Here is a 20,779-nt window from a genome sequence, read left to right as displayed (position 1 = left end):
CTCTGCGACGGTCGGGTGATAGAGCCCGTCTCGCGCCAGGGAGCCTGCATGAGCAGTGAGGAACGCGGTCAACGCGCCGCGACGGGCGTCAAGGGCCTCGACGACGTGTTGGCCGGCGGCTTCGTACGGCGGCGGATGTACTTGCTGGAGGGCTCGCCCGGCACCGGCAAGACGACGATCGCGCTGCAATTCCTGATCGAGGGCGCCCGACTTGGCGAGCGCAGTCTCTACATCACCCTCTCGGAGAGCGAAGAGGAACTGCGCGACGGCGCCTCGTCGCATGGCTGGACGATCCCGCAGGGGATCGAGATATTCGAGCTCGCCCCGCCCGAAAGCCTGCTCGATGCCGACCAGCAGCAGAGCGTCCTCTACTCGTCCGATCTCGAACTCGGCGAGACGACGAAGCGGATCTTCGAGGCGATCGAACGGCTGCGCCCGTCCCGCGTCGTGCTCGACAGCCTGTCCGAGATCCGTCTTCTGGCCCAGGGCTCGCTGCGTTATCGGCGCCAGATCCTCGCCCTGAAACACTTTTTCTCACGCCATCAGACGACGGTGCTGCTGCTCGACGACATGACGAGCGAGCCCGACGACAAGACGGTGCATTCTCTCGCTCACGGCGTCGTCCAGCTCGAACAGCTCGCACCCAGTTACGGCGCCGAACGGCGCCGGCTGCGGGTGGTGAAGTATCGGGGCACGGCCTACCGGGGCGGTCACCACGATTACACGATCGCGCATGGCGGCGTCATAGCCTTCCCGCGTCTCGTCGCGTCGGAGCATCGACGCAGCTTCTCCCGGGATCCTGTCTCGAGCGGCATCCCGGGCCTTGACGAGCTGCTCGGCGGCGGCGGCGAGCCCGGCTCGGCCACGCTCCTCATCGGTCCGTCGGGAGCCGGGAAGACCCTGCTGACCTACGGCTTCGTGGCCGCCGCCATCGCACGCGGCGACAAGGCCGCGATCTTCACCTTCGACGAGGAGATCGGGCTCCTGAAGACGCGGACGCGCGAGCTGGGGCTCGACCTCGATGCGATGGAGCGGAGCGGGACGCTTCTGCTCCAGGCCGTCAACGCCGCGGAACTCTCGCCGGGCGAGTTTGCCCATCGGGTCCAGACCGCGGTCGAGGTGATGGGCGCAACGACGGTCGTGATCGACAGCCTGAACGGATACCAGGCCGCCATGCCGGACGAGCAACACCTCGTGCTGCACATGCACGAGATGCTGCAATATCTGGACCGGCAGGGCGTCTCGACCTTCATCACCCTGGCCCAGCACGGCATCGTCGGGGAGATGCGGTCGCCGGTCGACGTGACCTACCTGTCCGACACCATCATCCTGCTGCGCTATTTCGAAGCCATGGGTGAGATCCGCCGCGCGATCTCTGTCATCAAGAAGAGGGCCGGACCCCACGAGCGCACGATCCGGGAATTCCAGATTGGTGCGACGGGCATCTCGGTCGGCGCCCCGCTGCAGCAATTCCACGGGGTGCTGCGCGGTGTTCCGACGTTCCACGGAGATGCAGAGACACTGATCGGCGAGGCGGGAGCGTGAATCCGGGCGACCGCAATCCGGAGCAGGTTGCGGTCCTCGCACCGCTCGGGCGCGACGCCGAGCTGATCTGCCGCGTCCTCGGCGAGGATCTCATCGACGCGACATCCTGCCCGGACCTGCCCGGGTTGCTGCCGCTCCTCGCCAGCTCGGCGGTTGCCGTGGTCACGGAGGAATCGTTGCAGACGGCCGACATCTCGGGCCTCGTCGCGAAGATCGAGGCGCAGCCGCCCTGGTCGGATTACCCCTTCATCCTGCTGACGCTTCGGGGCGGCGGCCAGGACCGCAACCCGGCCGCGATCCGGCATATGCGGGCGCTCGGCAACGTGACGTTCCTGGAGCGCCCCTTCCACCCGATGACGCTGGTCAGCCTCGTCCGGACCGCGCTCGCGAGCCGGCGCCGGCAATACCAGGCGCGCGACCGGCTGGCCGCGCTGGAAGCCAGCCGGGCCGAGCTGGCGCGGAGCGACGACCGCCTCAAATTCGCGCTGCAAGCCGGGCGGCTCGGCGCCTGGGAGCTCGACCTCGTCCGGATGGAGCTCAACACCTCCGACCAGGCCAAGGTGAATTTCGGCGTCTCGCCCGAGGCCGACCTCACTTATTCGGGCCTCATGCAGCTGATCCACCCCCGGGACCGCGCGCGCGTGACCGAGGCCGTGCAGGTCTCGATCGACAGCCGCGCGGATTACGAGATCGAATACCGCGTCCTGACGGGGGCCGGCGAAACCCGCTGGGTCGAGCTCCGGGGCAGGGCCAGCTACGACGGCGACCAGCCCATCCGGATGGTCGGCGTGTCGCTCGACGTGACCCAGCGCAAATTCGCCGAGGAGCGCCAGCACCTGCTGATCCGCGAGCTGCATCACCGGGTGAAAAACACGCTCTCGACCGTGCAGGCGATTGTCGGCTCCACGGCCCGGGGCGCGACCACGATCGACGACTTCTACCGCGATTTCACGGGCCGGATCATGTCGCTCGCGAACACGCACTCCATCCTCACGGAAGAACTCTGGCAGCGCGCCTCGCTGCACGATCTCCTGTCGAAGGAGCTCGATCTCTATGACGACGGCCATGCCCGCGTGCGGGTCAGCGGGCCGGAGGTCGAACTGCCCTCCGATTACGCCGTGCCGCTCGGCATGGCCTTCCACGAACTCGCCACCAACGCGGCGAAATACGGCGCGCTCTCGAATGGCGAGGGGCATGTCGACGTCACCTGGTCGGTGGATCCGGACGGCGATGCGAAGCGCCTCCATCTCAGCTGGATCGAGGCCGGCGGCCCGCCGGTCGCGACCCCGCAGCGCCAGGGTTTTGGGACGCGGCTCCTCGAACGGGTGCTCACGGCCCAGGTCAAGGCGGAGATCGGGACCGATTACGACCCGGGCGGGCTGAAGCTGTCCATGACCTTCGCGCTTCCCGATCCCGGGCGCCCGACCACGCCCGGACTCGCCCCGTGAGCGCGACCCCGCATCCCGGTCCGCTCGCGGGGCTCAAGGTGGTCGAACTCGGCCAGCTGATCGCGGGCCCCTTCGCGGCCCGGATCCTCGCCGAATTCGGCGCCGAGGTCGTGAAGGTCGAGGCGCCGGGGGCGGGCGATCCGCTCCGGACCTGGCGCAAGCTGCATGACGGCACCTCCCTCTGGTGGCGCGTCCAAGCCCGCAACAAGCGCTCCCTCACGGCCGACCTGAAGACGCCGGAGGGACAGGAGATCGTGCGCCGGCTCGCAGCCGAGGCCGACATCCTGATCGAGAATTTCCGCCCGGGCACGCTCGAGGGATGGGGGCTCGGTTTCGACGCGCTCCATGCCATCAATCCCCGCCTCGTGATGGTGCGGCTCTCCGGCTACGGCCAGACCGGACCCTACCGCGAGCGCCCGGGCTTCGGGGTTATCGGCGAGGCGATGGGCGGCATCCGCTACACGACGGGCTCGCCGGACCGGCCGCCTGCCCGCACCGGCATCTCGATCGGCGACACGCTTGCGGCCCATTACGGCGTCATCGGTGCGCTGATGAGCGTGATCCACGTGATCCGGAACGGGGGACCCGGCCAGGTCGTCGACGTCGCGCTGCACGAGAGCGTCTTCAACTGCATGGAAAGCCTCGTTCCGGAATACGGGGTTTTCGGCGAGATCCGCGAACGGTCGGGCGGGGCTTTGCCCGGCATCGTGCCGACCGACGCCTATCCGTGCAGCGACGGCTTCGTGCTCATCGCCGGCAACGGCGATTCCATCTTCCGCCGCCTGATGCGGGCGATCGGCCGGCCGGACATGTCCGACGATCCCCGCTTCGCGCGGAATGACGGCCGCGCCGCCCATGTGGAACTGATTGACGGCGCGATCGCGGCCTGGACGCAAGATCGCACCATCACGGAGGCGATCGACTTCATGAACGAGGCCGGCGTGCCGGTCGGCCGCATCTACAGCGCCGCCGACATCCTGGCCGATCCGCATTACCGCGCCCGCGACATGATCCTCGACACAGTCCTGCCGGACGGCACCCCGATGCCGGTTCCGGGCATAGCCCCGAAACTCTCCGCGACGCCGGGCGAGATGCGGACGATCGGGCCTGAACTGGGGGCGCATACGGACGAGGTCCTGGCCGGGCTTGGCTACGGGGCCGAGGACGTCGCCGACTTGCGACGGAAAGGGATCGTGTGATGCAGCCCGACATCGCCGCCCGGGTCATGATCCACGAGGTCGCGCCGCGCGACGGGCTGCAGATCGAGCCCCGCTTCGTGCCGACGGACGAGAAGGTCGCCTGGATCGACCGGCTCTCCGGGACCGGACTCGCCAAGATCGAGATCACGTCCTTCGTCTCGCCGAAACATGTCCCGGCCTTGGCCGACGGCGAGGAGGTGGTGCGCCGCATCCGGCGCCAGCCGGGTATCCTCTACGCCGCCCTGATCCCGAATGCCCGCGGGGCCGAGCGCGCGGCTGCGACGAAGCTCGACGAGATCAACGTCGTGATCTCGGCCTCCGAGACGCATAATCGGGCCAATCTCCGCATGGACCGGGCCGCGTCCTTCCGGGCGCTGGCGGATATCCGGACCGCGCTGGCCGACACCGGCATCGCGCTGACCTCCAGCATCGCGACGGCGTTCGGCTGCCCCTTCGAGGGCCGTCAGGATCCGGCCAAAGTGCTGGACCAGGTCACCCGATTGCTCGACGAGGGCTGCACGGCCGTGACGCTCGCCGACACGACCGGAATGGGCAATCCGCGCCAGGTCGCCGACCTCGTCGCGGCGACCCTCGCCCGCCATCCCGGCCTTCCGCTGACCCTGCATGTTCACAACACGCGCGGCGTCGGCCTCGCCAATGTCCTGGCCGGCTGGCAGGCCGGGGCCGTCCGCTTCGATGCGGCGCTTGGCGGGCTCGGCGGCTGCCCCTTCGCGCCGGGCGCGACCGGCAATGTCTGCACCGAGGACGTCGTCAACATGTTCGAGGAGATGGACGTCGCGACGGCCGTCGATCTCGACGCCCTGATCGCCCTGTCCCGGGACTTGCCGGACATGGTCGGCCACGACGTCCCCGGCCAGGTCCGGGCCGCCGGCCGCCCCCTCGACCTCCACCTCGCGCCGGCCTTCGCCTAGGCTCCCGCCAGTCCCTTGTACCTCAACCATTCACATGGAAAGGAGCTGACCCGGAGACCCGGCTTCAAGAAGCCGCCGGGTCGTCCCGAGGAGCTCCCATGCGATCACTCCGCTTACTGGCCGCCGCTGCCTGTCTGGTTGTCACGACCTCTGCCTTCGCCGATGCGCTCGAAGGCCGCTTCAGGGTGCAGGGCACCGATCCGGGCACCGGCGAGAAGTATTCGGGCACCGTCGCCATCGAGAAGACCGGACAGGTGACTTACCGCTTGGTCTGGCAGATCGGCGATACCCGCTACATCGGCACCGGGATCGGCAGCCCGAGCGGGCTCGCCGTGTCGTACAAGGCCGGGAGCGAGACCGGCATCGGCATCTACAGTCAGGAGGGCGACAAGTTCGCCGGGTTCTGGACCTACGCCGGCGGCAAGACGGTCGGCCAGGAAACCTGGACGGCGCGCTGAGCTGATCCGATCGGCAGAACCGCAGGCGGTCCTTCGAGGCCCGGCTACGCCGGGCGCCTCAGGATGAGGAGTGTGGTGGAATCCTCGCCCGCCTCATGCCGAGGTGCGAGACAGAGGCGAGCCTCGAGGCACGCAGGACGCTGCGGTTCAGCTTTCCTTGCCGAGCCCCGCCGTTGCCCGGTCGAGGGCGGCAGCCGTTTCGGAACGGGTCGGCAGCGTCGCGTCACTGATATGGGCGATGTTCTCCGCCGGCGTCTCGATCTCGGTCGCCTCGGTCCCGTCGTCGCCGGTGAAGCCCGAGGCGAGCCGGGCCGCCTCGGATTCGCCCTGTGGCTCGGCCGACAGCTGGGCCTGGACGTCGTCGGGCCGGGCCTGGTCGGCCGGGTTGTCGCTCAGCCCCTGCCCGTTCTCGTCACGATAGGCGCTGAAAGTCTTCAGGTTCGCGATCTTCTCGTCGGCCATGGGTGTCTCCTGTTGGACGAGGAAACACCTGGGCCGCGAAAGGGTTGCCGCGGCCCATCGACTTGGGCCGGCTTCAGCCGATCCCCTCGAAGAGCGCACTCGAAATGTAGCGCTCGGCGAAGGAGCAGGCGACGGTGACGATGCGCTTGCCTTCCATGCCGGGCCGTGACGCGATCTCGAGCGCGACCGCCACGTTGGCGCCCGTCGAGATGCCCCCCGGGATGCCCTCGACCTTGGCCAGGAGCCGCGATGTCTCGAAAGCCGTCTGGTTTCCGACCGTGACGATCTCGTCATAGACCTTGGTGTCGAGCACGCCCGGAACGAAGCCCGCGCCGATGCCCTGGATCTTGTGCGGGCCGGGCTGGCCGCCGGACAGGACCGGGGAATCCTCGGGCTCCACCGCAACGACGCGCAGATTCGGCAGGCGCGGCTTCAGCACCTCGCCGACGCCCGTGATCGTGCCGCCGGTGCCGATGGCGGAGACGAAGACGTCGAGCTCGCCTCCGGTGTCGTTCCAGATCTCCTCCGCGGTGGTGCGGCGGTGGATCTCGGGATTGGCCGGGTTCTCGAATTGCTGTGGCATCACGGCGCCCGGGATCTCGCGCAGCAGCTCCTCGGCCTTGGCGATCGCGCCCTTCATGCCCTGCGGACCCGGCGTCAGGACGAGCTCGGCGCCGAGGAAGGCCAGCATCTTGCGGCGCTCGATCGACATGGTCTCCGGCATCACCAGCATCAGCCGGTAGCCGCGCGCGGCCGCCACGAAGGCGAGCGCGATCCCGGTATTGCCCGAGGTCGGCTCGACCAGCGTGCCGCCCGGCTTCAGCCGGCCGGAAGCCTCGAGCGCGTCGATCATGGCGACGCCGATCCGGTCCTTCACGCTCGCGATCGGGTTGAAGAATTCGAGTTTCAGCAGGATCTCGGCCTTGACGCCCTTCTGCTGGGCGAGCCGGTCGAGGCGGACCAGCGGCGTGTCGCCGATGGTTTCGGTGATCGAGCCATAGACGCGGCCGCGTCCGGGCGTGCGGCCCGTCGCGGTCAAGGACGTTTTCAAGGCGGATTCGGCCATCTCTCGTCTCCTTGTTTCAGCGCGAGAATAGCAATTCCCGATGGATTGTCGATGATCTGCTCAAAACACGAACTCAGATCGTGAAATCGGCAGGTCGCGCGGCCGCCAGCGGACCGGCCTCGCGGCAAAGGTCGTCCAGCGTCATGGCGTCGAGCGCGGACAGGAAGCCGGCCGAGGCCTGGTCGATCGCAGGTTCGATCACCCGGTGGAGGAGAGCCGGCCCGGGCCGGCCCGCCCCATCCGGCTCGTCCCCACCCACCGCCCGTACGATGTCGCCGACGGAAATCCGCCGCCGCTCGCGCGCGAGTTCGTAGCCGCCGCGCGGCCCTCGGACGCCCTTGAGGATGCCGCCCCGGACGAGCGCCTGCAGCACCGCCTCGAGATGGCGCGGCCCGAGTTGGAGCCGATCCGCCAATGCCCGGGCGGAGACCGGCACCGGCCGGGCATGGAGCGCGACGTCGATCGCGGCCGCGATCGCGTAGAGGGTCCGACGCGGCAGCAGCGTCATGGCTCGGGCCGGAGGTTTGGGGCCTGCCCGGTCGACCCGAAGCCGCCCTCGCCGCGGCGGGATGCGGTCGCGAAGTCGCTGACGACCGAAAAGACGGGCCGGCCGACCCGGACGAAGACCATCTGGGCGATGCGCTCGCCCGGCGCGACCGTGATGTCCGGGCTTCCGGGGGCGTTGCGGTTCCAGGCCGAGACCAGCACGGGACCTTCGTAATCGGCGTCGATGATGCCGACGGTGTTGCCGAGGACGAGGCCCCTGTGGCCCGTGCCCGAGCGCGGGGCCACGAGCCCGCACCATTCCGGATCGCCGATCCGGATCGCGAGCCCGGCGGAGATCAGGACCGGGGCGGCGGCTGCCCGTAGGCGCAGCGGTTCGTCGAGGCAGGCATGCAGGTCGAGCCCGGCCGCGAGGTCCGAGCCCCAATGCGGGAATCCCCAGTCGGAGAGGCGCGGATCGATCAGCTTGACGTCGACCTTCATGAAGACCGTCTTATCCAGGGTTCTCGAACGCGACACCAAGCCGTTGAGCGACCGTGTAGAGGCGCCGATCGCGCGTCCACAACGCCGTAACCGCGGTCAGTCGGGCAGCGACGAGCAGATGAGCGTCGACATAGCCGATGCCGGATCCGGGCAAGCCGTGCCGTTCGACGAATGAAAGCACTTCGTCCGGAAAGGCGAGTTCGACACGCGGAAGGTCTGCGAGATCATTCAGGACGCGCCGGTCACGAAGGTTTCCGAGCGCAAGCTCTCCCAGGACAAAAGGGTGCATCGAGACCTCGCCTCGGACGAGCAGTTCCGCCAGGGCTGGTACTGGCCGGGCGATGTGATCGACCCAGATAGCCGTATCGACCAGGATCACGCAGGACGACGCCGAGGCGGCGCGACGATATCCGGCTGGCTTCCGCCGAGACGCGCAAGGCGGCGAGCTGCCTCGCGTTCGATCAGAGCCTTCAAGGCCTCCCGAATGAGCGCGGATTTCTCGGTCAGGCCTGTATAGGCCTGCGCCTTCGCGAGCAGATCATCGTCGAGCGACAAGGTCGTACGCACGGCAGTCCTCCACGAGGTAAGGCACGATATTGATCACCGCTCGATGTCAATTTCAATGCCGAAGGCGAGTTGATCCTGAAGCCGTCTTGCGACGCGAGCGCCTCTCTGCCATAAGCCGCGGCTCCGAACCGCCCGGCCGAAAGGGCTGCCGTGGCGGTTCGGCATGCTCCAGCAGCATCAGCGTCCCGGGCCGGGTCTCTCCCGTGTTCCGCGCGGCGCATCATCGGCCGCTCTGGCCGAAGGAGAGCGAAATGCCCAAACTGAAGACCAAGTCGGGCGCTAAAAAGCGCTTCAAGATCTCCGGGACTGGCAAGGTGATCATGGGCCAGGCCGGCAAGCGGCACGGCATGATCAAGCGGAGCAACAAGTTTCTCCGCAATCAGCGCGGTACCGCCGTCATGTTCAAGGGCGACGCCGACAACGTGAAGAAGTTCTTCCTGCCGAACGGCTAGCACGCCGACCGCCGAAGACGCCTTCACCCCTCCCCAGAGCCCAGGAGATCTCCCATGGCCCGTGTCAAACGCGGCGTGACAAGCCACGCCAAGCACAAGAAAGTCCTCGACGCCGCCAAAGGCTATTATGGCCGGCGCAAGAATACCATTCGCATCGCCAAACAGGCGGTCGAGAAGGCGATGCAATACGCCTATCGGGACCGCAAGAACCGGAAGCGCACCTTCCGCTCGCTCTGGATCCAGCGCCTCAACGCGGCGTCGCGCGAGCACGGCCTGACCTATTCCCGCCTCGTCGACGGGATGGCGAAGGCCGGGATCGAGATCGACCGCAAGGTGCTGTCGGACATCGCGATCCGCGAGCCGGAATCCTTCGCGGCCATCGTCGCCCAGGCCAAGGCGGCCCTGCCGCCGGAACTGCAGACCGCAGCCTGAGCCGACAAGGGCCGGGCGACACGCCAGGCGCCCGGATCTTCGCATCGTGAATTCGCCCGGCTAGACTGGCCGGGTGAGCGACCCGCGCCTCCTTCGTCATCTCGCCCGCACGGCCCTCGGCCGCGTGGGCGAGATGGCGTTGAGGGTCGTGTATCCGCCGAGCTGCGTCGGCTGCGGCCAGGCCACGGGCGAGCCGCACACCCTGTGCGGACGATGCTGGGCCGGTATCCGCTTCATCGAGCGGCCCTTCTGCGAGCGGCTCGGCACGCCTTTCGCCGTCGATCTCGGCATGAGCCTCGTGTCGCCGGCCGCGATGGCCGATCCGCCCGTCTACGGCCGGGCCCGGGCCGTCGCCCGCTACGACGAGACCGCCCGCACCCTCGTCCACCGGCTGAAATATTCGGACCGGCTCGACCTCGCCCAGGCGCTCGGATCCATGATGGCCCGGACCGGCGCCGAACTCGCGGCCGAATGCGACGTCGTCGTGCCCGTGCCGCTGCATCGCTGGCGTCTCTGGTGGCGGCGCTACAACCAGGCGATGGAACTCGCCCGGCATGTGGCGCGCCTCAACGGGCGCCCGGTCGAGCCGGAGCTGCTCGCCCGCGTGAAGCGGACCGCGCCGCAGGTCGGGCTCAGCCGCAGCCAGCGGGGCGACAACCTGCAGGGCGCCTTCCGGGTGCCGGAGGCGGCGCGGCCGCGGCTGAAAGGGCGGCGGGTGCTCCTCGTGGACGACGTCCTGACGACCGGCGCCACCGCCAACGCCGCCGCCCGGGCCCTGCTCCGGGGCGGCGCCGCGGCTGTCGACATGCTCACCTTCGCGCGCGTCGTGCAGGAGAGCTGAGCTTTGCCGGAACGGCAGCCCTGGTGCACAGTTGTCGCCGAGCCGTCATCGAGCACGAGACCGCCATGCACGACGTCACCATCTACACCAAGGGCTGGTGCCCCTATTGCAGCGCCGCCAAGGACCTTCTCAAGCAGAAGGGCATCGCCTTCAGCGAGATTGAGATCACCGGCAAGCCGGCCGACCGGGACGAGATGCTGCGCCGCTCCGGAGGGCGCTCGACCGTGCCGCAGATCTTCATCGGCGACCGCCATGTCGGTGGCTGCGACGACCTCTACGCCCTCGACCGCAAGGGTGAGCTCGACACCCTGCTGGCAGCCTGATCGGGAGCGACGCCGATGACCCTGTCCTTCGTGGCGGCCTGCGCCACCATGCGGTCCGGCCGCGATCCGCTCGCCAATCGCGATGCGGCCGTGGCCCTCGTCCGGGAAGCGGCGGGTGCCGGCGCGGATTTCGTCCAGACGCCCGAGATGACCTCGCTCCTGGAGCGCGACCGCGCCCTCCTCTTCGAGAAGACGAGCCCCGAGGAGCGCGATCCGACCCTCGCCGGCTTGCGCGAGGTCGCCCGCGAGCGCCGCGTCTGGGTCCATGTCGGCTCGGTCGCCATCCGGGCCGGCGAAAAGGTCGCGAACCGCGGCTACCTGATCGCGGCGGATGGCGAGATCGCGGCCCGCTACGACAAGGTCCATCTCTTCGACGTCGACCTGCCGAACGGCGAATCCTGGCGCGAATCGCGCACCTATGCGGGCGGCGACAAGGCGGTCCTCGCCGCGACGCCCTGGGGCGATCTCGGCATGACGATCTGCTATGACGTGCGCTTCCCGGCGCTCTACCGGGCGCTCGCCGAAGCCGGCGCCTCGATCCTCACGGCGCCCGCCTGCTTCACGCGCCAGACCGGCGAGGCGCATTGGCACGTCCTGCACCGGGCGCGCGCGATCGAGACCGGCTCCTTCATGATCTCGGCCGCGCAGGGCGGACAGCACGAGGACGGCCGCGAAACCTTCGGCCATTCGCTCATCGTCGATCCCTGGGGTCGCATCCTGGCCGAGGGCGGCACCGAACCCGGCATCGTGGCGGCGCGAATCGACATGGCGCTCGTGGCCGATGGCCGGGCCCGTATCCCGGCCCTGAAAAACGCGCGTCCGTTCCGGGTGGAGCGAGCCGCGGAACTGCAGCGACCGCTTGCCGCTGCCGAGTGAGGGCCGTGTCGGGTTTCGGGCCCCCATCTGTCATCAGGGTGACATGCACCGAGACCCTTTGAGATGATCCGCTACGCCCTGGCCTGCGATGACGGCCACGAATTCGAGTCGTGGTTTCCGTCCGCGGTCTCCTACGACGAGCAGGCAGCGCGTGGCCTCGTCAGCTGCCCGGCCTGCGGTTCAGCCCGGGTCGAGAAGCGGCCGATGGCGCCGGCGCTGGCGTCGGGACGAAGCGAGCCGGCGCCGGCCCGAACGTCCGATGGGGCGACGCCGGCCGTCGCCGAACCTCCCCAGCCGCTGGCGATCCTGTCGGAGCGCGAGCAGGCGCTGAGGTCGATGCTGCGCGCGGTTCGCGAACACGTCACCAGAACCGCGGATTATGTCGGGCCCGGCTTCGCAGAGCAGGCGCGCCGGATGCATTACGGCGAGGCCGAGCACCGCTCGATCTACGGCGAGGCAAATTCCGGGGAGGTGCGGGCGCTGCTCGAGGAAGGCGTCGACATCCATGCGCTGCCGACGCTGCCGGACGACCGCAACTGACCTGCGGGCTTTTGGCGCGCCGTTGCCGACGAGCAAAAATCCACAGCCGTCCTGCAGGGCCCCCGCGCGTCGTGACGGCCGTCCATCCCTTGCGATCAGGCCGACAGGGTCGCCTCGACGGCGCTAGTCGCTTGACGGGTCCGGAGCCCGCATGCTTCCTCCGCCCTCTGCGCAGGCGAGGGCCCTAAGAGGCGCGGGCGGGAGGACGGCGTCGCGGTGATGGAATCCTACGGTCCCTGGTTCGTCCAGCTTCTTCAGATCATCTGGATCGATCTTCTGCTGTCAGGCGACAACGCGGTCGTGATCGCCATGGCGTGCCGGTCGCTCCCGCCTCATCAGCGCAAGATGGGCATCCTGCTCGGGGCCGGCGCCGCCGTGGGGCTCAGGATCATCTTTGCCCTGATCATCACACAGCTGCTCGGCATTCCCTTCCTCAAGCTGGTCGGTGGGCTGCTCCTCGTCTGGATCGCCGTGAAGCTCGTCGTCGGCGAGGAGGCGGCCCATAGCGAGATCGAGGCCTCCGACAGCCTCTGGGCGGCGATCCGCACGATCGCCATCGCGGATGCCGTGATGAGCCTCGACAACGTCGTCGCCATCGCGGCCGCCGCGAAGGGTCACCCGGAGCTGTTCATCTTCGGCCTCCTGCTCTCCATCCCGCTCATCATCTTCGGCGCGACCCTGATCACCGGCATCCTCGAGCGCTACCCCTTCCTGGTCTGGCTCGGCGCGGCGCTCCTCGGCTGGATCTCCGGCGAAATGATCGTGTCGGATCCCGCCGTCTCGGGTTGGATCGGCCTCGAACTCTCCCAGTCGCTGCACTATCCGGCTGCTATCGTAGGCGCGCTGCTGGTCCTCGCGATCGGCTACGTGGTGAAGCGGCGCGCGCGGCCGGCCGCCCCGGTCGACGCCTGACCGAAGCCGCCGCGACGCAGCGGCGGCAGAACGGGCGGGCGGCAGACGACCGCGATGACGCGGCAGCGGTGATCCGGAGCGATGACCGTCTTCTTCACGTCGGACCACCATTTCGGGGACGCGCGGCGTCTCGGCATCGATCGCCGCCCGTTCCCGTCCGGGGACGCGATGGACGACGCGATGCGGGAGCGCTGGAACGGCGCGGTCGCACCTGAGGACGAGGTCTGGCATCTCGGCGATCTGACCCGCTGGACGGACTCGGGACGGATCGGCCAACTCCTGGCGTCGCTGCACGGCATCAAGCATCTCGTGGCCGGCAACAACGACGGCCCGGCGACCCGGACCCATCCGGGCTTCGCCAGCGTGGTCGACTATGCCGAGATCGTCGTCGACGACCGCGCCCTCGTTCTCTGCCACTATCCGTTCCGGACCTGGAACCGCATGGGGCGCGGCGCCATCAACCTCCACGGCCACAGCCACGGGCGCCTCGGGCCGCGGTTGCGGCAATACGACGTCGGCGTCGATGCGAGGGATTTTCGCCCGGTCCGTCTCGCCGAGATCCTGGCAACGAGAACGCGGCCGAAACGGACGCCGTGATCGCCAGGCCGGTATCGGCCATTCCGGCGGCCGAATCTTAATAATTGCGCCCGACACTCGCCCCGACGGCCCGGAATGAGGCCATCGGGGTCTCGCCTTGGCAGCTTATTCGGAAACCGTCGTCATCGGCGCGGGCCCTGCAGGGCTGACGGCCGGCTATCTCCTGACCAAAGCCGGCCGCGACGTGACGATCCTGGAACAGGACCCGGTCTATGTCGGCGGAATCAGCCGCACGGTCGACTACAAGGGCTACCTGTTCGATATCGGCGGCCATCGCTTTTTCTCGAAGTCGCGCGAGGTCGTGGACCTCTGGCGCGAGATCCTGCCTGACGATTTCATCGCGCGGCCGCGGCTGTCGCGAATCTTCTATGGCGGCAAGTATTATTCCTATCCGCTGAAGGCCTTCGAGGCGCTCGCAAATCTCGGGCCCCTTCGGAGCGCGGCTTGTTTCGCGTCCTATCTCTGGGCGCGAGCCCGGCCCGTGCGGGAGCCGAAGAGCTTCCACGAATGGGTCCGCAACCAGTTCGGCGAGCGTCTCTTCAGGATCTTCTTCAAGACCTACACCGAGAAGGTCTGGGGCATGTCCTGCGACGAGATCTCGTCCGATTGGGCGGCGCAGCGCATCAAGGGGCTGAGCCTCGGGAGCGCCATCACGAACGCGCTCGGCCGCTCCTTCCGGCGCGGCGCCAAGCCGGTCGGGTCGGGACCGGTCGTGAAGTCGCTGATCGAGAGCTTCGACTATCCGCGCCGCGGTCCCGGCATGATGTGGGATGCGGCCGCCGCGAAGGTTCGCGCGGGCGGCGGGACGATCGCGATGGGGCGCCGCGTCGAGGGGCTCGCCTTCGATGCGGGCTCCCGGCTCTGGACCGTCACCTCGACCCTGCCGGACGGCCGCCGCGAAGAGATCCGGGCCCGCCACGTCATCTCCTCGGCGCCGCTGGCCGAGCTGATGGGCGCGATCCGGCCGCTGCCGATCAGCCTGTTCCAGGCCCGGTCGCTGCGCTACCGCGACTTCCTCACGGTGGCGCTCGTCGTGAAGGCGCGGGCCGATTTCCCGGATAACTGGATCTACATCCACGATCCGTCCGTGAGGGTTGGCCGCATCCAGAATTTCCGCTCCTGGTCGCCCGAGATGATCCCCGACGAGGACCATACCTGTCTCGGGCTCGAGTATTTCTGCTTCGAGGGCGACGGCCTCTGGACCATGCCGGACGAGGAGCTCGTCGAACTCGCCAAGCGCGAGATCGGGCAGATCGGCCTCATCGACCCGGCCGACGTGAGCGACGCCTGCGTGGTCCGCCAGCTCAAGGCCTATCCGGTCTATGACGAGCATTACGTCTCCCACGTGGAGACGATCCGGCTCGACCTCGCCCAGAATTATCCGAACCTGCATCTCGTCGGCCGAAACGGCATGCACAAATACAATAACCAGGACCACGCCATGATGACCGCGATGCTGACCGTCGCGAACATCCTGGCGGGCCGGGACCTCTACGACGTCTGGCAGGTGAACGAGGACGCGGCCTATGGCGAAGAGGGCGAATCCGGCGCTGCCGAGGCGCTGAAGAGCGAGCGCCTCGTTCCGAGGAAACGGGCGGCCTGAGCGGGAGCCGCGGCCGTCGGGACGCTACGCCGCGCGGCGCGCCAGCCATTCCCGCACCGCCTCGTTGATCCGCGTCTGCCAGCCCGGGCCCGTCGCCCGAAGAGCCGCCAGCACATCCGCGTCCAGCCTGATCGAGATCGCCTGCTTGGGAGCGTCGAGCGGCGGCCGGCCTCGGCGGATGAGCTTGCCCCCGATGTGGAATCTGCCCGATCCATCATCTCGTCGGTCAGCTCCGGCAACTCATCGTATTCGTCCGGCTGGATCACGTGCGCATCGACCTTGGCCAGGTCGGTTTCACCGACCAGCTTAGGGGAACCGTGGCGCGTAGCGAGCTTGTTCGCGGGCATTGGCCTTCCTCGTCGAGAACGCGTGGCGATCTGCACCACGCTGGTCTCAACCCACGATCACCATGCGACGGGCCAGGAACCCGACCGTGATGTTACGAACGTCCGTACTCCGCTCGGATATCTTCGAACATGAAAGCCGGGCTCGTGAAGACCGCCGCAGCTTCCAGGAAGTCGAGGTTGCGCCCCCGCAGGGTCGCCTCGCGCTTCGCCGGATCGCAAGTGATCGCCACGGAGATCAGTATCTACATTAATTCAGCCGTGCCGGCGATACCTCCCGTCTTGCGCCTCGCCCGACGTATTGCTATCTAGCGTTCCAACAGCTCTGGTTGTGGTGTGACAGCACCCTGTCGGGAGCGGGCCCGAAAGGGTCCCGCTCTTTTTTTATGTCCCGCGTCTCGGTCGTCCTGGATCCGAGCGACGGGCCGAGATCGGCAGAAGCCTGCCGGAGCGCGCGAGCCGCATCCATGTCCGACGAGACGGAAGCCCGATTCATCACCGAGACCGGTGTCGCCGCCCGCATCGCGTCGATCGCCGACCAGGCCCTGGCTTCCGTCGGGCTGCGGCTCGTCCGCGTGAAGGTGTCCGGCCTGAAGGGACAGACGGTCCAGATCATGGCCGAGCGGCCCGACGGGACGATGACGGTCGAGGATTGCGAGGAGGCGAGCAAGGCGCTGTCGCCGGCCCTCGACGTCGAGGATCCGATCTCGGCCGCCTACACGCTCGAGGTGTCCTCGCCCGGGATCGACCGGCCTCTCGTCCGGGGCGGCGACTTCGTGCGCTGGGAAGGCCACGAGGCCAAGGTCGAGCTCGCGGTGCCGCTCGCCGGCCGCAAGCGCTTCCGGGGCATCATCCGGGGCGTTCAAGATGGCGCTGCGCTGATCGAGCTCCCGGATTCGAAGGATGGCGAAGAGGTCGTGGCGCAGCTGGCGCTTGCCGATATCGGCGAGGCGCGGCTCGTGATGACCGAGGACCTGATCCGCGAATCGCTCCGCCGCGGCAAGCAGCGGGGCGAGGCGGCTCTGGACGAAACGGCGGACGAGCCGGCCGAGACAAACGACGCGCCCGCCCCTCGGCCACGGCGCGAGAAGCGGCCCAAGGGACCGGGCCGCTTCGCCCGCGCCAAGGATCCGGCCGACGAGGCCGGCGACACTTCCAAGAGCTCGACCGGCTAGGTCGGGCAGCCACGCGACACGACGAAGGAGAACACCCATGGCGGTCAGCGCCAACAGGCTCGAGCTTCTGCAGATCGCGGATGCCGTCGCGCGCGAAAAGGTCATCGACCGGGGCATCGTGGTCGCCGCCATGGAGGACGCGATCGCGAAAGCCGCGCGCTCCCGCTACGGCGCCGAGACGGACGTCCATGCCGAGATCCACCCGAAGACGGGCGAGCTTCGGCTGTCGCGCCATCTCCTCGTCGTCGAGCAGGTCGAGAACGACGCGACCGAGATCGCGCTCGTCGACGCGAGGCGCCGCAACCCGGCGGCCGAGGTCGGCGACGCGATCGCCGAGACGCTGCCGCCCTTCGATTTCGGCCGGATCGCGGCGCAATCGGCAAAACAGGTCATCGTCCAGAAGGTCCGGGACGCCGAGCGCGACCGGCAATACGAGGAATACAAGGACCGCATCGGCGAGATTGTGAACGGCCTCGTGAAGCGGGTCGAATACGGCAACGTCATCGTGGACCTGTCGGGGCGCGGCGAGGGCATCGTGCGCCGCGACGAGCTGATCCCGCGCGAAACCTTCCGGCCCGGCGACCGGATACGCTCCTACCTGTTCGACGTGCGGCGAGAGGCGCGCGGCCCGCAGATCTTCCTCTCCCGCACCCATCCGCAATTCATGGCGAAGCTCTTCGCCTCGGAGGTGCCCGAGATCTATGACGGCATCGTCGAGGTGAAGGCGGTCGCCCGCGACGCGGGCTCCCGGGCCAAGATCGCCGTCACCTCCCGCGATTCGTCGATCGACCCGGTCGGCGCCTGCGTCGGCATGCGGGGTTCGCGCGTCCAGGCGGTGGTCGGCGAGCTCCAGGGCGAGAAGATCGACATCATCCCGTGGTCCTACGACCGCGCCACCTTCATCGTGAACGCGCTCCAGCCGGCCGAGGTCGTGAAGGTCGTGCTCGACGAGGAGGCCGAGCGGATCGAGGTGGTGGTGCCCGACGACCAGCTCTCGCTCGCGATCGGCCGCCGCGGCCAGAATGTCCGGCTCGCCTCGCAGCTCACCGGCTGGGACATCGACATCCTGACCGAGGCCGAGGAATCCGAGCGCCGGCAGAAGGAATTCGTCGAGCGGACCGAACTCTTCATGGCCGCGCTCGACGTCGACGAGACCGTGGGCCAGCTCCTCGCGGCGGAAGGCTTCCGCAACGTCGAGGAACTCGCGCTCGTGGATCCGACCGAGGTCGCCTCCATCCAGGGCTTCGACGAGGAGACCGGCGCCGAGATCCAGCGCCGCGCGCAGGATTACCTCTCCCGCATCGAGGGCGAGCAGGAGGCGCGTCGGCGCGAGCTCGGCGTCGAGGACGAGCTGAAGGAGGTCGACGGCGTCACCATCCCGATGCTGGTCGCCTTCGGCGACAACGGCGTGAAGAATGTCGAGGACCTGGCCGGCTGCGCGACCGACGACCTCGTCGGCTATACCGAAGGCCGCGGCACTGAGGCGGTCCGCACGCCGGGCTATCTCGACGGGTTCGAGATCTCGCGTGCCGAAGCCGAGGCCATGATCCTCGCCGCCCGCGTCAAGGCGGGCTGGATCGAGGCGCAGGCGGAGGCGCCGGCCGAAGAAGAGATCGCCGAGGCCGAGCCGGTCTGAGCCGCCCATCCCGGGGTAGCGGCCCGCGGCCGCTGCCCCCTTTCTCGCCCTGATCGGCCGCCCTGCCCGGCATGGGTCACCTCACGGATCCCGTCACCCTCGCCCTCCTGGTGGCCGTCGGGATCGTTATCCTGGCCGTCACCGTCTCCTCCGAGCGGCGGGCGCGGCGCGAGCGGTTGATCCGCTCCGTTCGGGCCCTCACCCGCGACCTCGTCGGCCAGCATAGCGACGCCCTGGTGCGACGGCGGGCGACGCTGCTCCGCACCGACAGCTACGGCATCGTCGACGAGACCGGCTGGCAGCGCGAAATCCGGCACTTCCTGGACAAGGTCATCCGGCCCGCGCTAGAACCGGCCGAGGCCGGCCTGCTGTCCGCGGATGAACGGCTCGCGGACACGGTGCGGGCCGAGATCGACGCCCGCATCCGTCTCCGCTCCGACGAGGTGGCGGCCGGGATCGAGCTCGTCTCGGACATGACGCCGGCCGAATTCGAGCGGTTCTGCGCCGCTCAGCTTCGTGCGCTCGGCTGGAAGGCTCTGACCACCGGCGCGACCGGCGATCAGGGCGCGGACGTGATCGCGGAGAAGAACGGCATCCGCATCGTGCTGCAATGCAAGCTCCTCGCTTCCGCGGTCGGCAACAAGGCCGTGCAGCAGGCCTTCGCGGCCAAGGGCCATTTCGGCGCCCACCACGCCGCCGTGGTCACCAATGCCGACTTCACACGGTCGGCGCGCGACCTCTCCGGCACGACCGGCGTGAAGCTCCTGCACCATACCCAGCTCGCCGAAATCGATTCTCTGGCCGAGATGCGTCAGGACTGAACGGCCATGTCCGAGCCCGACCCCGACCCACCTCTGCCTCCCGACGAGAAGCCCGGGCCGGAGCGCACCTGCATCGTCACGCGGCAGGCCGGCCCTGCCTCCGACCTGATGCGATTCGTGCTCGGGCCGGACGGCGCCGTCGTCGTCGACCTGCGCGCCAAGCTGCCGGGCCGCGGCGCCTGGATCAGCCCGACGACGCCGGCCCTCAGGGAGGCGATCCGCAAGCGCCTCTTCTCGCGTGCCTTCAAGCGCGAGGCCCGCACCTCGCCGACGCTGGTGGAGGACGTCGATGCGGCGCTCCTGCGCGACCTCGTCGGGGCGCTCGCGCTGGCCAACAAGGCGGGCGCGGTCACGACCGGCTTCTTCAAGGTCGAGTCGGCGGTCTCGTCCGGTCAGGCGGCGGCGCTGATCCACGCCCGGGAAGCCGCCGAGGACGGACGCCGCAAGCTCGCCGGGGCGTTGCGGAAAGGCGAGGCGCACACGACATCACCCATTCCGGTTTTCGATGATCTCGGCGGCGACGATTTGGACATGGCCTTGGGCCGGGTCCATGTGATACATGCCGCTCTTCTCGCAGGTGCCGGCAGCGAAGGCTGCCTTGCGCGCTGGCGCCGTCTTCGCCTCTTCCGAGGTGTTGGCGACGAGGCCGCGCCACCGCGGGGCGTCGTCCATCGGTCAAGCCGACCCACGGGACCCGACCGGCAGGATTGAGACTGTATGAGTGACACCAAGACCCCGGGCGACAAGACGTTGCACGTGTCGTCCAAGACCCTGTCTCTGCCGAAACGGCCTGCCGAGCAGAACATGGTGAGGCAGAGCTTCTCCCATGGTCGCTCCAAGGCGGTCGTGGTCGAGACGGTGAAGCGCCGGATGGTGCCGGCTGCTCCGGCAGCCAGGGAACCGACCCCCGTTGCGGCCGCGAAGCCCGCCGCGCCCTCCGGCCGGCCGACCATCGCGCTGTCGCCGCGTCCCGCGCAGCCGTCGGCCGACGCTCCGCGGCCTGCACCGATCGTCTCGGCACCCGCCGCTCAGACGCCCGCGCCTGCTCCCGTCGCCGCGCCGGCCCCAGCCGCTCCCGCTGTGCCGGTCGCGCCGCGGCCGCGCGGCATCGTCCTGCAGACCCTGACGGACCAGGAGCGCGACGCCCGCAACAGCGCGCTGACCGATGCGGCTCGCCAGGATGTCGAGACCCGGCGTCTGGCCGAGGACCGCCGCGTCGCCGAGGAAGCCGGACGCGTCCGGGCCGAGCGCGAAGCGCGTGACATGCAGGAGCGCGAGGCGGCCGAAACCCGCAAGCGCGACGAGGACGACCGTCGTCGCTCCGAGGACGAGCGACGCCGCAGGGCCGAGGACGAGGCGCGTCGGCGGCTCGGCGAGAATGCGCCGCCTCCGCCCTCCATCTCGAGCCTCCGGGCCGGCGACGCCCATCGCCGCCCGATGAATCTCGACATGATCGGCCGCAAGCCTGCAGGCGCGGCGACGACGCCGAGCGCGAGCCCGGCGGCCGGTGCCGCCACGCCTCGCCCCGGCGCCGCGGCCCGGCCGGCCGGCGCTGGTGCGGCC

26 protein-coding genes are annotated in these 20,779 nt (G+C 69.0%); 19 read left to right on the top strand and 7 right to left on the bottom strand.

Annotated features, from left to right (window positions below; all coding sequences use genetic code 11):
• The first annotated feature begins 48 nt into the window (after positions 1-48).
• The 5 genes from ACFE87_RS17590 to ACFE87_RS17570 all read left to right on the top strand — a co-directional run bounded on the left by ACFE87_RS17590 (position 49) and on the right by ACFE87_RS17570 (position 5,582).
• Positions 49-1,545, top strand: coding sequence for an ATPase domain-containing protein (locus ACFE87_RS17590; protein ID WP_375460951.1), 1,497 nt, complete (start codon positions 49-51; stop codon positions 1,543-1,545).
• A complete protein-coding gene (locus ACFE87_RS17585; RefSeq protein ID WP_375460950.1) occupies positions 1,542-2,993 on the top strand; it encodes a sensor histidine kinase in 1,452 nt (483 codons plus the stop codon). Before ACFE87_RS17590 ends, ACFE87_RS17585 begins: the two co-directional genes overlap by 4 nt.
• A complete protein-coding gene (locus tag ACFE87_RS17580) occupies positions 2,990-4,192 on the top strand; it encodes a CaiB/BaiF CoA transferase family protein (protein ID WP_375460949.1) in 1,203 nt (400 codons plus the stop codon). Before ACFE87_RS17585 ends, ACFE87_RS17580 begins: the two co-directional genes overlap by 4 nt.
• Positions 4,192-5,124 carry a hydroxymethylglutaryl-CoA lyase gene (locus ACFE87_RS17575; protein WP_375460948.1) on the top strand — a complete coding sequence of 311 codons (933 nt, stop codon included), beginning with the start codon at positions 4,192-4,194 and terminating at the stop codon, positions 5,122-5,124. Before ACFE87_RS17580 ends, ACFE87_RS17575 begins: the two co-directional genes overlap by 1 nt.
• Before the next feature lie 98 nt (positions 5,125-5,222).
• Positions 5,223-5,582: a hypothetical protein gene (locus ACFE87_RS17570; protein ID WP_375460947.1), complete on the top strand. Its 360-nt coding sequence runs from the start codon at positions 5,223-5,225 to the stop codon at positions 5,580-5,582.
• Between the two features lie 147 nt (positions 5,583-5,729).
• Here the strand turns inward: ACFE87_RS17570 and ACFE87_RS17565 are convergent, their stop codons facing one another.
• The 6 genes from ACFE87_RS17565 to ACFE87_RS17540 all read right to left on the bottom strand — a co-directional run bounded on the left by ACFE87_RS17565 (position 5,730) and on the right by ACFE87_RS17540 (position 8,664).
• Positions 5,730-6,044, bottom strand: coding sequence for a hypothetical protein (locus ACFE87_RS17565; protein WP_375460946.1), 315 nt, complete (start codon positions 6,042-6,044; stop codon positions 5,730-5,732).
• A gap of 73 nt (positions 6,045-6,117) precedes the next feature.
• Positions 6,118-7,110, bottom strand: a complete 993-nt coding sequence (gene cysK, locus ACFE87_RS17560; RefSeq protein ID WP_375460945.1) for a cysteine synthase A — start codon at positions 7,108-7,110, stop codon at positions 6,118-6,120.
• 73 nt (positions 7,111-7,183) lie between these two features.
• On the bottom strand, positions 7,184-7,618 hold the full coding sequence (locus ACFE87_RS17555; protein ID WP_375460944.1) for an RrF2 family transcriptional regulator: 435 nt from the start codon (positions 7,616-7,618) through the stop codon (positions 7,184-7,186).
• On the bottom strand, positions 7,615-8,097 hold the full coding sequence (gene dut, locus ACFE87_RS17550) for a dUTP diphosphatase (protein WP_375460943.1): 483 nt from the start codon (positions 8,095-8,097) through the stop codon (positions 7,615-7,617). Before dut ends, ACFE87_RS17555 begins: the two co-directional genes overlap by 4 nt.
• Before the next feature lie 10 nt (positions 8,098-8,107).
• On the bottom strand, positions 8,108-8,476 hold the full coding sequence (locus tag ACFE87_RS17545; protein ID WP_375460942.1) for a type II toxin-antitoxin system VapC family toxin: 369 nt from the start codon (positions 8,474-8,476) through the stop codon (positions 8,108-8,110).
• Positions 8,473-8,664, bottom strand: coding sequence for a type II toxin-antitoxin system VapB family antitoxin (locus tag ACFE87_RS17540; protein ID WP_375460941.1), 192 nt, complete (start codon positions 8,662-8,664; stop codon positions 8,473-8,475). The genes ACFE87_RS17545 and ACFE87_RS17540 overlap by 4 nt, the downstream gene beginning before the upstream one ends.
• A gap of 251 nt (positions 8,665-8,915) precedes the next feature.
• On the opposite strand from ACFE87_RS17540, the gene rpmI reads away from it, so the two are divergent.
• The 9 genes from rpmI to ACFE87_RS17495 all read left to right on the top strand — a co-directional run bounded on the left by rpmI (position 8,916) and on the right by ACFE87_RS17495 (position 15,240).
• Positions 8,916-9,116 (top strand): 50S ribosomal protein L35, encoded by a 201-nt coding sequence (gene rpmI, locus ACFE87_RS17535; protein ID WP_375460940.1) that lies wholly within the window; start codon positions 8,916-8,918, stop codon positions 9,114-9,116.
• Between the two features lie 54 nt (positions 9,117-9,170).
• Entirely contained in the window at positions 9,171-9,548 is a 378-nt protein-coding gene (gene rplT, locus ACFE87_RS17530; RefSeq protein WP_375460939.1) for a 50S ribosomal protein L20, read from the top strand.
• A gap of 133 nt (positions 9,549-9,681) precedes the next feature.
• Positions 9,682-10,389 (top strand): ComF family protein, encoded by a 708-nt coding sequence (locus tag ACFE87_RS17525; protein ID WP_375460980.1) that lies wholly within the window; start codon positions 9,682-9,684, stop codon positions 10,387-10,389.
• Between the two features lie 65 nt (positions 10,390-10,454).
• A complete protein-coding gene (gene grxC, locus ACFE87_RS17520; RefSeq protein ID WP_375460938.1) occupies positions 10,455-10,712 on the top strand; it encodes a glutaredoxin 3 in 258 nt (85 codons plus the stop codon).
• A gap of 15 nt (positions 10,713-10,727) precedes the next feature.
• Positions 10,728-11,588: a carbon-nitrogen hydrolase family protein gene (locus ACFE87_RS17515; RefSeq protein WP_375460937.1), complete on the top strand. Its 861-nt coding sequence runs from the start codon at positions 10,728-10,730 to the stop codon at positions 11,586-11,588.
• A gap of 63 nt (positions 11,589-11,651) precedes the next feature.
• A complete protein-coding gene (locus ACFE87_RS17510) occupies positions 11,652-12,128 on the top strand; it encodes a DUF1178 family protein (RefSeq protein ID WP_375460936.1) in 477 nt (158 codons plus the stop codon).
• A 219-nt stretch (positions 12,129-12,347) separates the two neighbouring features.
• Positions 12,348-13,040: a TerC family protein gene (locus ACFE87_RS17505; protein ID WP_375460979.1), complete on the top strand. Its 693-nt coding sequence runs from the start codon at positions 12,348-12,350 to the stop codon at positions 13,038-13,040.
• 81 nt (positions 13,041-13,121) lie between these two features.
• Positions 13,122-13,637 carry a metallophosphoesterase gene (locus ACFE87_RS17500; protein ID WP_375460935.1) on the top strand — a complete coding sequence of 172 codons (516 nt, stop codon included), beginning with the start codon at positions 13,122-13,124 and terminating at the stop codon, positions 13,635-13,637.
• A gap of 97 nt (positions 13,638-13,734) precedes the next feature.
• Positions 13,735-15,240 carry an NAD(P)/FAD-dependent oxidoreductase gene (locus ACFE87_RS17495; RefSeq protein ID WP_375460934.1) on the top strand — a complete coding sequence of 502 codons (1,506 nt, stop codon included), beginning with the start codon at positions 13,735-13,737 and terminating at the stop codon, positions 15,238-15,240.
• A gap of 24 nt (positions 15,241-15,264) precedes the next feature.
• Here ACFE87_RS17495 and ACFE87_RS17490 read toward each other — a convergent pair whose 3' ends face one another.
• A complete protein-coding gene (locus ACFE87_RS17490; RefSeq protein WP_375460978.1) occupies positions 15,265-15,366 on the bottom strand; it encodes a BrnA antitoxin family protein in 102 nt (33 codons plus the stop codon).
• Between the two features lie 685 nt (positions 15,367-16,051).
• Between ACFE87_RS17490 and rimP the strand changes: the two genes are divergently transcribed.
• The 5 genes from rimP to ACFE87_RS17465 all read left to right on the top strand — a co-directional run.
• Positions 16,052-16,759, top strand: a complete 708-nt coding sequence (rimP, locus tag ACFE87_RS17485) for a ribosome maturation factor RimP (RefSeq protein ID WP_375460933.1) — start codon at positions 16,052-16,054, stop codon at positions 16,757-16,759.
• Positions 16,760-16,796: 37 nt separating this feature from the next.
• Positions 16,797-18,395 carry a transcription termination factor NusA gene (gene nusA / locus ACFE87_RS17480; RefSeq protein WP_375460932.1) on the top strand — a complete coding sequence of 533 codons (1,599 nt, stop codon included), beginning with the start codon at positions 16,797-16,799 and terminating at the stop codon, positions 18,393-18,395.
• Between the two features lie 71 nt (positions 18,396-18,466).
• Complete coding sequence (locus ACFE87_RS17475) at positions 18,467-19,216, top strand: restriction endonuclease (protein ID WP_375460931.1); 750 nt, start codon at positions 18,467-18,469, stop codon at positions 19,214-19,216.
• Positions 19,217-19,222: 6 nt separating this feature from the next.
• The gene (locus tag ACFE87_RS17470; protein ID WP_375460930.1) at positions 19,223-19,927 is read left to right on the top strand and encodes an RNA-binding protein; all 705 of its coding nucleotides are present in this window, start codon (positions 19,223-19,225) and stop codon (positions 19,925-19,927) included.
• Between the two features lie 6 nt (positions 19,928-19,933).
• The coding region (locus ACFE87_RS17465; protein WP_375460929.1) for a translation initiation factor IF-2 associated domain-containing protein at positions 19,934-20,779 on the top strand (846 nt) is incomplete at its 3' end.

The organism is uncultured Enterovirga sp., from assembly GCF_964242715.1.
In the GTDB taxonomy this organism is placed as follows: Bacteria; Pseudomonadota; Alphaproteobacteria; order Rhizobiales; family Beijerinckiaceae; genus Enterovirga.
Note: the sequence above shows the minus strand (reverse complement) of the source record. Positions and strands in the feature narration are given on the sequence as shown.